The sequence below is a fragment of the Paenibacillus sp. V4I5 genome, assembly GCF_030817255.1.
Classification (GTDB): domain Bacteria; phylum Bacillota; class Bacilli; order Paenibacillales; family NBRC-103111; genus Paenibacillus_E.
On the sequence record NZ_JAUSZB010000002.1, the window covers coordinates 3,566,004 to 3,581,500 of the forward strand.

Here is a 15,497-nt window from a genome sequence, read left to right on the forward strand (position 1 = left end):
AACTAAAGTACTTAACAGAGATGAATGATCTTCTCATCTAATAAATGATTTAAGAATAACTTGGTCTGTTCTTCACACACATCTTGTTCGACATCAAATTCTTTCATTAAAGCTGTCACCAATTGCTCCACCGAGATAGGAGCACTCATTAACTCCCATATATAACCACCAATCTGACCAAGATTGTAGTACTTCCCGTTGGCAATGTTCAGCATGACTTTTTCCCCGTCCATATCACTAACAATGTTTCCTTCGCCTTGAACAATCTGTACATCTAACGGAATGGTATTCTTTAACATGATTATTTCTCCTTTTTTAAAGTATTCAGAACCAGGGACACTAGCTGGGGAGCCGTAAACCCAGAGCTCGGCCGACGTAATTGATACATCTCAATCTGATCCGAAATGCTCACCGTTGTTTTAAAGTGCCAATCCATTAATTCAAATCTCCCTAGAAGAGAACTCCGGAATGTATGGCAAAATAAAGCATGCAGCCGCGCAAGACCTTTCATTGGTACAATCTCGGTATCGCTGCCATCCGTCTTACTTAGTTCGAACACGCCTGCTAGAGGCAACGGCTTCGTTACGAAATGATCAGAAACCGGAACAAGGTACTTTGTTTCTCTGTCGAATATGGATCGGTAGCGGCTTGTCTCCATTCCGAATTCCGTTAAGCTTTCCTGCCACAGCTTTTGTTGTGGATAGGCAGGCATCACCATAGGTATATGATCTGGAGAGAACGTTACAGCAATGACATCATCGCTAAGCAGTCGATAATCTTGGCCAATGAAGGCTGAAGCAAGAGTCGATTTCCCTGCTCCGGAATGACCTACGAAAGCATAAACTTTCCCATCAATAGCAATAGCGCTGCCATGCAGAGGAAGTACCTTTCGCTGCATTAATAGGCTGCCCATACATGTACCCAGTACAAATAAGCGAATCTTAGCCTCATCTGCACCATGCACAGGTGAAACCGTTATGATTCCCCCATCTTGCACACAGAAAATGGCTGTATCTTTGATATGGAACATAAATAAATTTTTACTAGTCACATACAGATCATCGGCTTTCGCCAGTTGATTCCATCGCTCTGATAAGTCTGCTTTATTTATTACAACATCTATACACTCATTCTGATTGTTATTTATCGTTAATTCCGACAGTTTAAATTCACTAACAATATTTAAACCGAAAGCTCGGTATATAACCCTATTTATTGTTTGAGTCATTATTTTCACTCCATATACTGAGATACATGAATAATTCTAATGAAAGCCCTTATACCTGTAACAGTATAAGGGCAGTAGGTAGGCAGTACTAAATTATGTAAAAACTAGCTGTGATGAATTACCTCTGTCGGGTCCGGTTGAACGCCATCCGGAATTGCAATTCCTGGTCCAGCCATAGTCATTTTCACATCAAGTACTTCTAAAGTCGGGATATTCCATTCTTTTTTAGCTTGATTTTGCATTTTCTCACCCCCTCTCAATTAAAGTTTTTTATAAAGCGAGAAAAAATGATGCTGCGCATTAATATTCTAAAACCAAATTCGTAAACATACTCCGGTTTCGCAGCTTCCTTAATTTTGGAAAGCGCTGACTTGATCTCTTCCATATTCAGGTATTCCGCTATCCTTGGGTCCTTGATATTCTGCTCGATTTCATGAATAAAAGCAGGCCATGAAGGAGCCATCCGGTGAACACCATCAGCGCCTTGAACACCTCTGGATTGTTGATTTAATCTAACCTTATCGGGTAAATGGTTAACTGTTGCCCTTCTTATTAAAGATCTGTCTACGCCGTTTTGAACAAATTGTTCGTCTGGCACAGACAAGCAGAAGCGAGCAACTCTTAAATCATTGGTTGGGTCACGTTCCCATAAGGAATAACGTAATGATAATTTGGTTCCTATGGTACCGTTTAAACCCCAATAGTAAAGCTGCTCGAACTGATTATTTCTTATATCATAGGCGCTTTGGCTTGAGTAATCGGTCCGATTAAACCCATGCTTCTCTATCAATTCATCAATATTTGTCTTTTTGGCAAATTGGGGGTTAATTAACTTTGGAAATACTTCATTGTCCTTGGAAGGAGAATTTCGCATTAAATTTGGGAATGCTTTCTTTCCTACTAGGGATAGAATTCTTTTCCTACCTACACCCATATTCACACTAAAATGCTTTACTTCTTTGTACAGTTGGATCCATTTCAACTTTTTCATTAGAATAGCTTGATAGTCTATGGCCGGTCCCCAAGATATGGTCCAATTCCCTCTCTGACCATTTAAAAGAACACCAATACCCTGCTCCTGGGCTTTCTCATAGATCCCCTTTAGCCAAAAGGAATTCTCAAAAAATTTATAGGGCATCTCCATCGTTTCAAGCCAGTTATCAATTTCCGATAAGGGACTAAGTCCTTTGAAATCCAGATAGTTATCCTTGATATTGCCGACATGTTCAACCGTAGAGCGAATATAAGGTCTTTCATCAGCAAATCTACTCCTAGGTGTCCAATCATCCTTAAAATCGTCAACAGGTATATAACTGTAGGTATGTAATAATTTATTCTCATTCCGCAGGGCTTTAGCGGCAAAGCTTGCAACAGAACCAGAATCAAGCCCCCCACTTAGATGAGCACCCACCTGTCGATGAGTACGCAGTCTAGACGTTACTGCTTTTTGAAAAACATCACGAAATGCTTCTTCGTACTCTTCGTTTGATTTAAGCTTCAAAGTCTCCCCTGCAACAGATGTGTTGTACTTAGAGAACGTTACCCTTCCATCTATTACAGATATTGAATGAGATGGCGGTACTTGCTCTATATTTTCATATACAGTTGCTGAGCAATCTATCGCATCAACTGTCAAAGGAATGGCCAGAAACTGTGCAATCCAATCTTCATTGAGTTTTTTTGCGATTTCAGGCAAAGCAAGTAAGGGCTCAATAATTGTGCTAAAGGCAAATCGATCTGCTGATTTGTGAAAATATAACGTTCTAGTTCCTGAAAAGTCCCTAGCTCCAAAAAGTGACTGCTTACGTTCATCCCAAATCATAAAGGCGAAGTCACCTATTAGATACTTCGGGGCATCCACTCCCCATTTCACATAAGCAAGTAAAATCAACTCACTATCCTTGATCGTTACTTTCTGGTCTCGATCTATTTGAAGCAGCTGGAACAATTCATCACGATTATCGATGATAGCGTCTGCTGTAATGGCCAGCCGTCTTTCAGAATCATAATAAGGATTTCGTTCACCGACCGATTCGGGTGTAATCCACTGTGCATAGCAGCCCAGGAAAACTTTGCCTTGCTGCCATGTCTGAACATCATCTGAAGGATACTTTGCAAATCCTTGCATCAATATATGGCCATGTTCAGCATGCACAGGCTCTTGATCTAGGTGAAAGATTCCGGCTATTGCACTCATACGTTTCCTCCACATTTCTATCTGATAAAAGGGAATCTCACCCTTTTACTGTTCTCATTAAAGAACGTTAATATTCATTAATTTACTACTATTTATTTACATCCTCATGTAAACACTTCATTTACATTCTCCGACTTCGTTCTTTATCGAGAACAACCTCAGAATATCATCTAATATCTTAACTGTCAACTGCCTCTTGCATCTTTTTAATTTTACCCGAATACGTCCTATTCGTTACGCTATAGGTAAAATCAAATAGTGCTGTCAAAGTATGTCTGACCGTGTCAAAATCAAAAATATGATAATAAATCCAATTCACATAACTCTTAAAAGACCTCTTATTAACTCTAAAAGAGCTGTACTCCCACCATAGACGAACCTTCCATTCACCTGGCAGCTCTTTACTTTCTGCTAGATGAGGAAAATGATGGTAGACAATCGCTAATGTCCTGACGGTCCTTCTCAGGGTTTTGTGGGCAGCAGCGTCCTTCAGTAAACGGGTGTAGTCAATATTGTCCTGCAGGATATGTATCAACTGGATGATATCCAAAAAATATTTAAGAGAACATAAATTATGCCTCCAACCATGCAAACAAATCATATAAAACGTATGGTAATCTGATAATTCCTTGATATACCGGTATGATCCCATGGCTGTGGCTTGCTCCCAGAACTCATCAATATTTAAATCCGATGTTTTTTCCTTCAGTAAATCCCAGTGAAGCTCAATGGTCAGAGGAACAGCGCTGCTAGGTATTTCCTTACTGAAGCTCCAGTGGAAATGAGAAGGGATCCGTTCCTGCTCTATATACCCCAGTGATTTCACACAACTTACGGCTCTTTCCAGTTCAAAAGGATGCACTAAAAGATCTATATCGGACGTACATCTAGCTCCTAAGTGTCCAAAATACTTTTCAGCAAATATTGTACCTTTAAGGGGGATAGTCTGAATCCCAGCGTCTTCAAGTTTTTCTAATATTATTTTCGTTTGACTTCGGATAAACATATTTTGATATAAGGCACCATTATATTTTTGTTTTAACCTTTCCTGAAAAAACGACGGCATTTGCACCAATTGTCCCCGCTGATTTAATAACCAATAAATCTGCGGGGATATATCAAAAAATTCAATATCCTCAAGTGCTTTTTCATAGAACTCCATCTCCTGGGGCATAGAAATTCGTGGATCATATAACGCTTGTATCATAGTAATGATCAACGATCTCTCCCCCTTTCTGAAATCCCTTCCGATATAAACTGTTATACAGTCCATTCTCCAGCAATAAATCGTTATGACGTCCTGTTTGGACGATTTTCCCTTTGTCCATGACAATGATTAAATCAGCGTTCTGAACAGTCGATAATCGATGGGCAATGATAAGCGTTGTTCGGCCAACCATTAATCGATGCAGGGCCTCCTTTACTTGATGCTCAGTCTCATTGTCCAAGGCGGAGGTAGCCTCATCCAGCAAGAGGATCGGAGCATTTTTTAACACTGCGCGGGCAATAGCCATGCGCTGTTTTTGTCCACCGGACAGCCTTACCCCTCTCTCCCCAATTTCAGTGTCATAGCCATGAGGAAGAGATATGATGTAAGGATGGATGTTGGCAATCGTTGCAGCCTGCATCATCTCTGCATCCGTAATACCCTCTCGAGCTAATAGCAGGTTTTCCCTTATCGTACCGCCAAATAGAAAGGTTTCTTGAGAAACATGGGCAAATAAACTCCTTAATTCGGAAGGCGAGAATGCTTCACTAGAACGATCATCAATGAAGATCTTACCTAATTGCGGTTTGTAGAATGCTAAGAGCAGATTAAATAATGTCGTTTTCCCTGCCCCGCTCAAACCGACTATGGCAACGACCTTTCCGGCCGGAATCTGCAAATTTAAATGGTCAAAAATGTTGGTATGTCCATCATAGCTAAACGTTATGTCCTGAAACTGAATAGACTTCACCAATGGCCTAGACTGGACGGCTAACGGTAAATCAGTTGATTCTGTTGGCTGCTCCAAGATTTTGAGTATTCTTTCCATAGCTGAAGCAGATCTTTGAAAGCCTGCCCATTGCCCAGCGAGCTCTGTCATTGGATAAACCAAATGGTTAACCAGATTAACAAAAATTAGCAAGGAACCTACTGATATTAAACCTAATGAGACGTAATACGAACCCATGCAGAGGCTTACAAGAAAAGTTATCGTAGAAACAGCGTGACCACCTACATAAAACCATCCACGCAGTTTTGCATTCCTTAACTCTAGGGTATAGAGTTCTTGATTTTTACTAACATATTTCGCAAATATTGATTTCTCCATGGTAAAAGATCGAATGACTTGCAACCCATGAAATGTTTCATTTAGAAGGGAACTAATATGTCCTATCAGGTTATGAACCAATCTGCCATTGTTACGGAGTAATAAACCAAAGATAACACTAAATAGCATAGCAATCGGAGCGACTAGTACGCATATGAGCGCTAATTTCCAACTAATTTGCATCAAATAAATCAAAACAGCTAGATAAATAAAGGGGAGTCTTATAAGGTCAATTAGGCTTCTGCCAATAACACCGTTAATGCTATGAATATCATTGGAAAAGTGAGACATGAGCTCACCAGAATGGTGGTTGGAAATATCCTTTCCAGATAAAAGCAATATATGTTTAAATAAGTGTACGGAAAAATCCCTCTTCACAGCATTTGTTGCAATGGTTTCAAAAACAGTATTCAGATAAGTCGAAGAAATACTAAGGATAACAAAGCTAACTCCAATGGGAATTAACCATTTCATACGTGCGAAGTTACTTTGAATAGCAGCGTCCGTTAGGTTTCCAAAGAACCACGAATAGGCCAACGTTAGGGTGATATCAACGAATAACAAGAAAAAGAGAATTGCATACGCCTTCCAATGCTGCAGCATATATGGAGTCAGTAAGGTGTAAGTTTTCTTAATGTCTTTGAAAGTTATATATTCTCTAACGGCAAGTAGGTACCTTCGAATTATTCCTGTCATATGGACACTCCACAGAAAGTCTACACTTGCGTGCTTTCTCTTCGATTTAAATAAACTCTTAACATTAGCGATATCACGGGGAATGAGAGGACGGTTTGGCCCCAAACATAAGCGGCTAGATTCGTTACATGGATGATCCGCTCATTTCGCCTAATCCAGATCATCTTGCCAATCAGCTGATCCAATGCAATAGCCTCATCATGCGCTAAGTTGGTATCTCCCTTACAAAGGTAATGCAACCGCTCGTTCCTAGTTACCAATCGGCAAAAACGATGGGCGACTAAGTTACCATGAGGTGTATGAAATAAGATGATATCGCCTTTCTTTATGTTTGCAGCCTCAGTGGATACAAAACGGCAAATATCCCCCTTCTTGATAAAAGGATACATACTCGTTCCTCGAGCCGGAAGCTCGATCCATCCTCTCTTTTCCATTACATGAGTAATAAGCTGTAGGAATTCCTTACGAAACTGCATATTGAACCAAGCCGCGTCCAATCATATCGTTCAAGAACGCTTCAATATCTTCTTCAACCGTTTCGTCGACGGATTCATACTCCTTCCGAATTGCTTCGCTGAGGGAGCTTACCGTCTGAGCTGCACCAAGCAATGACCAGCAAAATCCGCCCACTCCATTTAACTTCGTTAAGTTATACTCATCTGTGTTCAAAATAATCCATTCCATATCCAGTTGAATAGACTCATAATCATTCATCCGAAGGTACTGGGTCATTACGAAATCAACTCCCAAAATGTATCGTTTTTTTGAAAATGCAGCTCGCAAATCGAGACCGAGTTGACCAATTGCTGCAACAATTGAAGGATATCCCTGATTTCTTCAGGGCTGTGAGACCAATAAAACACTTTATCCATGAGATGAAGGAATCCACTCGACTTGCTAAGCGGAACGATGTGATTATCGACGGCCTGATTCAATAAATAAATCCCGGCTAGCGGACTATTTTCTTCAGCGCCTGTTGTTCTGTCCAGCTCACTTCGAAATGGGGAGTTAAAGATGGTCACCTTATCCGGCGTAATTTTGACAACAGTTGCTTCATCGGAAAGAAGGTTACGAGGCATTGACAGTTTAGCTGCGGTAGATTTACCAGCACCGGAATGGCCTGCAAACAGATACGCTCTTCCCTTATCCATGACGCAGGAAGAATGAATTAACAGTCCCCACTTGTGATGAACCACATAGGAGCTGTACATATTCATTAAGGCATGCTTTAAAGCCAATTCATTGTTTACGGAAATAACAGCGTAACGATAGTCCAATTCTGCTTCGATCAAATAATCAGCCCTGCGGAAGGAGATGCTATCGACTTCTTTGGTAATTTCGACGTAATAATCAACAAAGGGAATCCCATATCCCCCTTTGATATAAATAACGAGATCGGGTTTACTTACGATCGGATCCGCAGCTTGGAAGTTCTTACGTATGATGCCCATTAATGCTTCAGATTGACAAATCAAATGAATGACATGCTCACCAATTTGTGTATAAAAGAGTTCCATGCTTCATCCCCTGGGGTCGAATTGAAATTCGAGGTCAATAGCCTATCACCATTGACCTCCTTGGACAAACTTACTTACCGTTACCGTTGCCGCCTCCGTTACCGTTATGCGGTCCGGTGTACGGAGGGTTCGGATAATGAATGCCGCCATTCCCTGTACCCGGGTGATTCAGGTTACCGTGGCCTTTATTCCAGCTTTGAGCTGTCTCAAAACGAACCGGTTGTTGACTTAAAACCATGGGCCGCGCATACAATTTTTGTTCCCTCTTCGCATTTTCTTCCATTGTTTCACTCTCCTATCGTTTCAAAGTTTGGATAAGTCGTCTTGCTTCCCCGAAGGGTGTATCAATAATTTCGTATATACGAAGATATACCGTTGTTTCAAATCGATCTAAATCAAAATTGATGGTCTGAGTCCCGCTAACCAACTTGTTCTCGCCAGTAAACGAAAGAACCTTCGTTACCATAATTCTGTTTTTGGCATCGGCCAATTCGAGCCTCATCTTGGAGAAGCTTTGATCGACGACGACTTCGTCCTGCAGCTTGATATTAAAATCCAAATTCAGCTTATACGAGTAAGGTAAACTTCCCGATGCCATATTATAGTTGGCCCCTGTCGACCAATCATTCAAAGTAACTTGAAAGGGGTAGAAGGCAAGCGACTTATCGCTTGTTTCTTCCATTACCTTTGTCTTGAAAGCAGCGAGCGGAATGCTGTAAGGCTCAACGCTTTTAGTATCCAAAATCTGCATGGCCAGCTGCTCACCAGTTTCCGTGCTCGGTATGATGAATGAATAGTAGATCACATAGCTTATATTCGGAATAAGCGTTTCTACTAGCGTACTTTGTCTGGTGCCTAAGTATTTATTACCGCTAACGCTCGACAGCTCCGCCTGGAAATGAGGAACCTGCAACGGATTTGCGCTATGATTGAGCAGCTTGAACTTAGCAACTGCTGCTTTAAAGCCCCCGCCGGCGCTTTCATGCAATTGTAAATCCACCATGGAAACATCCACTTCAGGTCTTATCAACTTGTATAACGGATCAAACTTAATAGGCTTATTCCATTCATACTGTACTAGTTGATTTAAAAACCGCAGATTACTATCAGCACCTGGCAGTGTAATCATCAATCTGCCTATTAAATAATTGTTATGCGTTTTGTCGTCAACCGCGAAGTCTTCGGGCGTCAGGATAGATAAGCTCTTCAGCTCCATCCTATCCCTAACTGGAATGGCATAGTGGACATAATGCTGCTCGCCTGGGTCGAGTAACAGCTTATCTTGTTCCAGCCTTTTGCCGGTATATACCTTTTTGTCGGATACTCCATTTATTCGAAAATCGGGTATCGTTGTTTTCTTATCCCCCTTATTCGTTGCAAGCAAACCAACAATCGTCATGGGGCCATCTGGTGTATTCTGTTCATTAAGGCTAATCGGTTTGTATTCTACCGTGCTTGATAACACTGGAATCGTAAACGTATCTTCCCATTTCTTCATCACAGCGGGATCAGAAAGGACAGCCTTCTCCCCTTTCCATTCTATGGCTGATACTGGGATGGATATGATTCTCTTTTCTTGTTTGGGATAGACGAATTCATCCACATCCAGCCAAGAAAGTTCGGTCAATGAAAAATTATCATAACGATCCACTACATTCATATAACTAAGCTCAGCAGTCTCTCTAGGTTGAATATTTTTGACATTAGCTTGACTCGGACGCATGATATATTCCAAGCCTTCTTGCGTCTTGACACGAACCTCATATTCCGGGACCCCAGTCAAGCGATCTCCATTGTTATAGATACGTACAACAGCGGCAATTCTAGTTCCTTCAGAGGTTGATTCATTTAAAATGCTTTTAACTTCCACCTTGATCGCATCGGTAAGCTGATAGCTAGTCAGACTAGATGACTGCGTATATTTCTCATCTGCTGAAGCATGAAAAGACGCGGATGGAATCACTAGGGAGACGGATAAGATGAACATGACCATCGTTTGTTTCCAATTTATTTTCAATTCAAGTCACTCCATTTTTTCATTATTGCTCTTCAATTGCTGTCATCTGGACTTTTTCTTTGTCTCTTAACTGATTAGGATTGGATTTCACAACCAATTCCCCTTCTTTGACACCGGAAAGCACTTCTTGGTTAGGTTCATTTAGTCTTCCAAGCTGTACGCTGCGCTTCTCGACAATATCTCCCGTAAGTACGAATACGAAGGCATCATCACCCTCTTTAACGATACTATACGTTGGCACTGTGGGAACGATTTGGTCTTTCTCTTCTGTCATTTGAATCCTTAGCTTCATGCCAGGCTTCAAGGCCAAATCTTTGTTAGGCACTTCTAGGTTGATTTCATAGGCTTTCGTTTCCGGATCGATAACCTTGGAGAGATAACTGATCCTCCCTTTGTACTTCTGTTTGGTTCCTGCTATGAAGTAGGACAGCTCTGTCTTGTCACTTAAGCGTTTCGTTTCTTCTTCCGTTAGCTGCGCTTTAATTTTAATCGGATCCAGTCTCTGAATAACACCGATCGTAGCACCCGGTTGCAAGGACATCCAACCTTCGAGCGGCATCTCCGTCAATAGGCCACTCACAGGGGCTTTCACTTCAAGGCTTTTCATGGATTGGTCTATCTGCTGCAAAGTAATTCGGGCATTTTTGAGCTGATCTTCCAATTCGGAAGTAGCATCAATCGGTTCCAAAATGCTTAGTTTATGTTTGAGCTGATCCAGATCCATGCGGGCATTCATCATTTGGTTTTCCATCTGATACAGCTGGGCTTTCGTAACCAGACCAATATCATAGTCGTTTTTCATTTTATTGTAATTCCGCAGTAAGGTCGTCATGCCTAACTCCATTTTTTGAATGGTGTTGCTCATTTCCAACTTCTGGCTTTCCATTTCTTTTTTTGCTCTAATTTTCGCTTTTTCTATGGCTTCCTGGGCCGTTTTGACAGCCGCATCCGCTGCTTCTCGCTGGGCTGAGGCCTCGCTTGACTTCAATTTGACGATGACGTCTCCTTCTTGAAGCATATCCCCGCGCTTTTTCAGGATTTGGTCAATGTCCCCAGCAACCTTGGCTGTAACATCAAATTGAACGGAGGAATGAACTTCCGCTGCACGTTCGAGCGGATCTCCAATTTTTTGATTTATGACCTTAAATACTTTAACACTTTTTAACGCTTGCTCCTGATAGACAGAATTAGCATCCGGATTTAACGGGGCTGTATCTGAGCATCCGGCCAGAATGCCAAAGCTCAGCGTCAGGATACAGGCGGTTCTCACGGCTCGCCGATGCGGCTTTCGTCTTTTTTGTCTCATTAGCTATAAACTCGCTCCCCTTACTACAATTTTTTCAGACAAAGCTTACAGATAAGTTGCCGCATGATGGTCTTTTATTTCGTTCATAACCACCCCAATCAACTTGGCTTTCGCGAGCATTAGCTCCTCTTTCACCTTCTTGGCTGCGCCACGCTTCACCTTGCCATATTCCACAATGAGAAGCACCCCATCGCATTTACTCGCCATTATTTTGGCGTCAGTTAATGTTAAGACCGATGTTGTATCCACAATAACCATGTCGTATTTCGCTCTTAGTTCTACCAAGAGGTCATCCATAGATTTCGATGCCAATAAACTGGACGGATTCTGTTGCACAGGTCCTGTGGTCAAAATAGACAGATTTTCAATGATTGTTTCTCGTATGATCCCATCCAATGCGTTCTGATGTACCAAATAATTCGTCAATCCAATGCCATTATCTTCACCAAATGCAAGATGGATAGAAGGATTACGCAAATCCGCATCAAGCAGAATCACTTTTTTTCCGATCTGAGCATAAGCCACTGCCAAATTAACGGCTGTCGTCGTTTTCCCTTCACCTCGCCCAGATGAAGTAATCGTAATCGTCTTCGCCTCACGTCCGAAGACGGAGCATTCAATATTAAATCTTAAAGAACGATAAGCTTCGGAGGTGGAGGAATCCGGATGAACTTGCATCATAATTGTAGAATTATTAGATGGTTTTGGCATATGACGGTTCCCCTGCTTTTTTTCTAAATTTATTTTTTTGCTTGGTTCGCAATTCTTTGTTTTTCACTTTAGGTATGTACCCTATTGTCGATACTTCAAATACCTCGCGAATATCTTCATCTGTTTTTAACGTATCGTCTAATGCATCTAGCAGGAAGGTAAGACCGACCATTACTGCTAGGGAGGCTACAAAGCTTAAAATGATGTATTGATTAGATTTTTTATTAATGGGTATGGGATTGTCCTGTACTTTGGCTCTATTTAAAATGGTTATATTATCAACTTTCATAATCTTGGGGATTTCGGATTGAAAGACATCCGAAACGGCGTTCGCGATTCTCACTGCTCTTTCATGGGAAAAATGCCGTGCAACGATCGACATGACTTGTGTTTCATTGAGATTGGAAACATTGACGATTGAAATTAGTTGGTCTGTGGATACATTTAAATCGGGGTATCGTTGAACGACTTTATCCATAATAGCTGGGGTCCTGATGATTTCTTTATAGGTATTAATGAGGGCCATATTCACACCGATCGCCCCATAATCGATTTGTTCCGTGCCTGATTGATCCTGTTCAAAGGTTTTATTGACGATCAACTTGGTCGAAGCTTGGTAAATAGGCTGATAATTGGATGAGGTATACCACGCTGTTAAAATGGTTGTCACCAGTACGCAAAAAATGATGAGCCACAAGCGTTTCTTTATAATCAGTAGATATTCTTTAAAATTGATTTCCATGATTCCCCTCCGTAGAAAGTCTACTTTACATTTGGTAGAAAATAACGCATCCTTTGATACTATTTGTATCATAATGTTAAGTATTACTTTAAGATACTTTTTGTATCATGTCAATATAATTATTGCTATTTAGGTTCCAAATTGTATCAAGGAAAATCCTCATAAAAAAAGAGAAGAATCCCTGTTTTAGGAGTCTTCTCTTGGGTCTTAGCTCATCCCTATTGTCGTTATTCTACTGGATTCACTCGTTCGATTTGAAAGTGTTAAAGCCTGCTGCAGAAGCATCGCAAGCAGCTTTCGCATCGAGCCTATACCAATTTTGCTCATAATATTAGCCAGATGTATTTTCACCGTTTTCTCACTGATGTAACAACTTTCAGCAATCTCACGGTTGGTATATCCATGGGTTACAAGTAGAGAAAGAATTTCCGATTCACGCTGTGTAAGGCCGTAATTCGCAAAAAACTGATGGAAAACCAGCTCTGGTTCCTTGGTTTGCTCTACATTTACGCAACTTTCATGTTCCGTAATCAACCTATTTATCATCCGATAACTTCCTTTATATATATATCTAATTGATTGTCAAACGATCTCTCATATAACAACTTCACTTATATGGATATTTCTTTCCCGACTTAGATCTAGAAATGTCTGTTCAATCTTAACAAGCGGGTTCGTATCATCCGTAGGATTAATATAAACGACCTCTCCCCAGCGTCCATCGGTTAGCTTTACTGTCCTGCCAATCAAATTCTGTATAATATTGGTAATAAATACGGACACAATGTGGGGGTCCAATTCTCCAAAAAAGCCCTTCCTCATCCGACGTACAACCTCATAAAAGGGCATCATTTCGTGATAAGGCCTCTTCGATGACATCGTGTGAAAGACATCGGCAACGGCAACAATTCGGCTCATTCGATCCAACTGGCTATCCTTTAATTGCAATGGGTATCCAGTGCCATCTGCCCGCTCATGATGCTGCAAGGCAACTAGAGCTACTCGGTAGTTAATCCCAACCGTTTCCTTAAGCATATTATAGCCTAGAATTGTATGTCGCTTTATTTCGTCGTACTCTTCTGTCGTTAATTTCCCCGGCTTCGATAGAATCTCTTGTGAAATCTTGATCTTACCAACATCATGCATCGTAGCGGCCAGCGATAATAACGCCACTTCACTGTCGGCCAAATTTAACCATTTACCAATCAGCGTTGAGAGTATGCCTACACCAATATTGTGCTGATGGGTATACTCATCTTTCGCTTTAACAGCTTGAAACAATTGAAATAAATCGGGGTTCTCAGCAGCCTGCTGAACGATAGGAATCAAATCATTCTTGATTTCCAGCAGCGGAATCTTCTTCCGCGATTGAATACGCTCGAATAAGTCCTTGGCATATTGAGAAGCTTTTTGGACAAGAAGCTCTGAAGAATCTGGTGGGGATACCGAATCAAGCTTACGCTCATGCATGGTTGTCGTAATGATACCCATAAAGTCAATGCGATGCTGCCGAAACAAATCCAAATGCTCTTGATTGAGAACCGATTGACTTGGTACTAACACAAGTCCATGGCTTGTTGTCACATCGTATTTCAACATCTTACCCAATAGTTCTCTCAATAAAGCTCGCTCCAATTATTTCAAAATATAACCAATTTCAATTATATACGACAAAATTACTACAATCTATGGGTCAGAATCCCGTATTTTTTTGGAAAATGTAGGTTAAATAACCTATGTCATTTCTTGAAACCGTCAAAAGTAGGACTATTGGTCTGCTTATTGCCTTCAATTGAAGTTAATCCACATCGTGACATCCGTCTACCCTGCTGCATAGAGTAAGTATCGACTAATCCGCTTCTACCTAAGGAGGAAATTACGCAATGGCTTCAGACAACAACAACAACAAACAAGAGCTTCGTGAATTGGAAACTGAATTATTACAGCCTGAAACTACAGAACAGTCCTATCCTTATCCTACTTCATATCCTCAAACCGTTCCTTATCCGTACAGCTATGCTGTACCGCAAGCTTATGCTTGGGTGCCCGCTTACGATCCGCGGGGCTTAGGCGGCTTGTTCGGACTTCCGGGTTTCCCTGGGCAACCCGGAAGTCCGGGGCAACCTGGCTTTCCTGGGCAACCCGGCTTTCCTGGGCAACCCGGCTTCCCTGGGCAACCCGGCTTTCCCGGGCAACCTGGCTTTCCTGGGCAACCCGGCTTCCCTGGGCAACCCGGCTTCCCTGGGCAACCCGGCTTTCCTGGGCAACCCGGCTTCCCTGGGCAGCCTGGCTTCCCTGGGCAGCCTGGCTTCCCACCGCAAGGAGGCGGACAGCAACCTCCCACATCTGCACCGCCAGCTTATACACCGCAAAAGCCGTTTAAAGCGGCAGGTGCCTCTGCTTATGCCGTAGACCCGGGTGGTATTTCCCGCTGCTTGTTTCATTTCACTTATGTCTGGCTCAGCAACGGTCAACAGTTCTGGTATTACCCTATTTTTGTAGGACGTAATTCGATCGCAGGCTTCCGTTGGACTGGGTACTCTTGGATGTATTTCGGTATCGATTTGCGCTTCATTGACTCATTTACTTGTTAGAATAATGGGATAATAAAAAAACGGCTTGCGCCGTCCTGGGTTGAGAGTTTAAAAAGGTTGCAGCAAAGCAATCTACGCCCAAGTGACGTAATGCTGAAACATTCGCACACTTATCCGTGTAAAGTTGTACGTTGTACAACTTTAAGCAAGCTAATCCGCGTAATCCAACCGAAT

17 protein-coding genes are annotated in these 15,497 nt (G+C 41.7%); 1 reads left to right on the forward strand and 16 read right to left on the reverse strand.

The features are described 5' to 3' along the window. Positions 1-11: 11 nt before the first annotated feature. The 16 genes from QFZ78_RS18145 to QFZ78_RS18220 form a co-directional block, all read right to left on the reverse strand. Positions 12-305, reverse strand: coding sequence for a lasso peptide biosynthesis PqqD family chaperone (locus QFZ78_RS18145; protein WP_373460469.1), 294 nt, complete (start codon positions 303-305; stop codon positions 12-14). Beyond that, complete coding sequence (locus QFZ78_RS18150; protein WP_307549644.1) at positions 302-1,228, reverse strand: phosphoenolpyruvate carboxykinase (ATP); 927 nt, start codon at positions 1,226-1,228, stop codon at positions 302-304. The genes QFZ78_RS18145 and QFZ78_RS18150 overlap by 4 nt, the downstream gene beginning before the upstream one ends. 104 nt (positions 1,229-1,332) lie before the next feature. Next, positions 1,333-1,470 (reverse strand): paeninodin family lasso peptide, encoded by a 138-nt coding sequence (locus QFZ78_RS18155; RefSeq protein WP_307549646.1) that lies wholly within the window; start codon positions 1,468-1,470, stop codon positions 1,333-1,335. 14 nt (positions 1,471-1,484) lie between these two features. Further along, entirely contained in the window at positions 1,485-3,425 is a 1,941-nt protein-coding gene (locus QFZ78_RS18160) for an asparagine synthase-related protein (RefSeq protein ID WP_307549649.1), read from the reverse strand. Positions 3,426-3,603: 178 nt separating this feature from the next. Beyond that, a complete protein-coding gene (locus QFZ78_RS18165) occupies positions 3,604-4,644 on the reverse strand; it encodes a nucleotidyltransferase domain-containing protein (protein WP_307549650.1) in 1,041 nt (346 codons plus the stop codon). After that, a complete protein-coding gene (locus QFZ78_RS18170; RefSeq protein WP_307549652.1) occupies positions 4,613-6,436 on the reverse strand; it encodes an ABC transporter ATP-binding protein in 1,824 nt (607 codons plus the stop codon). Before QFZ78_RS18170 ends, QFZ78_RS18165 begins: the two co-directional genes overlap by 32 nt. A 20-nt stretch (positions 6,437-6,456) precedes the next feature. Further along, positions 6,457-6,825: a signal peptidase I gene (locus QFZ78_RS18175; protein WP_307549654.1), complete on the reverse strand. Its 369-nt coding sequence runs from the start codon at positions 6,823-6,825 to the stop codon at positions 6,457-6,459. Positions 6,826-6,898: 73 nt separating this feature from the next. Next, on the reverse strand, positions 6,899-7,168 hold the full coding sequence (locus QFZ78_RS18180; protein WP_171641716.1) for a PqqD family protein: 270 nt from the start codon (positions 7,166-7,168) through the stop codon (positions 6,899-6,901). Beyond that, a complete protein-coding gene (locus QFZ78_RS18185) occupies positions 7,168-7,953 on the reverse strand; it encodes a hypothetical protein (RefSeq protein WP_307549657.1) in 786 nt (261 codons plus the stop codon). The genes QFZ78_RS18180 and QFZ78_RS18185 overlap by 1 nt, the downstream gene beginning before the upstream one ends. A 70-nt stretch (positions 7,954-8,023) precedes the next feature. Then, the gene (locus QFZ78_RS18190) at positions 8,024-8,236 is read right to left on the reverse strand and encodes a hypothetical protein (RefSeq protein WP_307549658.1); all 213 of its coding nucleotides are present in this window, start codon (positions 8,234-8,236) and stop codon (positions 8,024-8,026) included. Positions 8,237-8,248: 12 nt separating this feature from the next. Next, positions 8,249-9,970 (reverse strand): hypothetical protein, encoded by a 1,722-nt coding sequence (locus QFZ78_RS18195; RefSeq protein ID WP_307549659.1) that lies wholly within the window; start codon positions 9,968-9,970, stop codon positions 8,249-8,251. Between the two features lie 22 nt (positions 9,971-9,992). Continuing rightward, a complete protein-coding gene (locus QFZ78_RS18200) occupies positions 9,993-11,276 on the reverse strand; it encodes an efflux RND transporter periplasmic adaptor subunit (RefSeq protein ID WP_307549660.1) in 1,284 nt (427 codons plus the stop codon). A 45-nt stretch (positions 11,277-11,321) separates the two neighbouring features. After that, positions 11,322-11,987: a CpsD/CapB family tyrosine-protein kinase gene (locus tag QFZ78_RS18205; RefSeq protein WP_307549662.1), complete on the reverse strand. Its 666-nt coding sequence runs from the start codon at positions 11,985-11,987 to the stop codon at positions 11,322-11,324. Then, the gene (locus tag QFZ78_RS18210; protein ID WP_307549664.1) at positions 11,971-12,729 is read right to left on the reverse strand and encodes a YveK family protein; all 759 of its coding nucleotides are present in this window, start codon (positions 12,727-12,729) and stop codon (positions 11,971-11,973) included. Before QFZ78_RS18210 ends, QFZ78_RS18205 begins: the two co-directional genes overlap by 17 nt. Positions 12,730-12,936: 207 nt before the next feature. Continuing rightward, a complete protein-coding gene (locus QFZ78_RS18215) occupies positions 12,937-13,275 on the reverse strand; it encodes a response regulator transcription factor (protein ID WP_307549666.1) in 339 nt (112 codons plus the stop codon). Between the two features lie 48 nt (positions 13,276-13,323). Further along, entirely contained in the window at positions 13,324-14,349 is a 1,026-nt protein-coding gene (locus QFZ78_RS18220; RefSeq protein ID WP_307549668.1) for an HD-GYP domain-containing protein, read from the reverse strand. Positions 14,350-14,804: 455 nt separating this feature from the next. Here QFZ78_RS18220 and QFZ78_RS18225 point away from each other — a divergent pair, with 455 nt between their 5' ends. Beyond that, the gene (locus QFZ78_RS18225) at positions 14,805-15,323 is read left to right on the forward strand and encodes a collagen-like protein (protein WP_307555772.1); all 519 of its coding nucleotides are present in this window, start codon (positions 14,805-14,807) and stop codon (positions 15,321-15,323) included. Positions 15,324-15,497 lie beyond the last annotated feature (174 nt).

Excerpts from the sequence above, each read along its gene's own strand:
- QFZ78_RS18200 (WP_307549660.1), bottom strand. The coding sequence starts at position 11,276 with ATGAGACAAAAAAGACGAAAGCCGCATCGGCGAGCCGTGAGAACCGCC.
- QFZ78_RS18180 (WP_171641716.1), bottom strand. The coding sequence starts at position 7,168 with ATGACCCAGTACCTTCGGATGAATGATTATGAGTCTATTCAACTGGAT.
- QFZ78_RS18210 (WP_307549664.1), bottom strand. The coding sequence starts at position 12,729 with ATGGAAATCAATTTTAAAGAATATCTACTGATTATAAAGAAACGCTTG.
- QFZ78_RS18160 (WP_307549649.1), bottom strand. The coding sequence starts at position 3,425 with ATGAGTGCAATAGCCGGAATCTTTCACCTAGATCAAGAGCCTGTGCAT.
- QFZ78_RS18190 (WP_307549658.1), bottom strand. The coding sequence starts at position 8,236 with ATGGAAGAAAATGCGAAGAGGGAACAAAAATTGTATGCGCGGCCCATG.
- QFZ78_RS18150 (WP_307549644.1), bottom strand. The coding sequence starts at position 1,228 with ATGACTCAAACAATAAATAGGGTTATATACCGAGCTTTCGGTTTAAAT.
- QFZ78_RS18170 (WP_307549652.1), bottom strand. The coding sequence starts at position 6,436 with ATGACAGGAATAATTCGAAGGTACCTACTTGCCGTTAGAGAATATATA.
- QFZ78_RS18205 (WP_307549662.1), bottom strand. The coding sequence starts at position 11,987 with ATGCCAAAACCATCTAATAATTCTACAATTATGATGCAAGTTCATCCG.
- QFZ78_RS18215 (WP_307549666.1), bottom strand. The coding sequence starts at position 13,275 with ATGATAAATAGGTTGATTACGGAACATGAAAGTTGCGTAAATGTAGAG.
- QFZ78_RS18175 (WP_307549654.1), bottom strand. The coding sequence starts at position 6,825 with ATGTATCCTTTTATCAAGAAGGGGGATATTTGCCGTTTTGTATCCACT.
- QFZ78_RS18155 (WP_307549646.1), bottom strand. The coding sequence starts at position 1,470 with ATGCAAAATCAAGCTAAAAAAGAATGGAATATCCCGACTTTAGAAGTA.
- QFZ78_RS18185 (WP_307549657.1), bottom strand. The coding sequence starts at position 7,953 with ATGGAACTCTTTTATACACAAATTGGTGAGCATGTCATTCATTTGATT.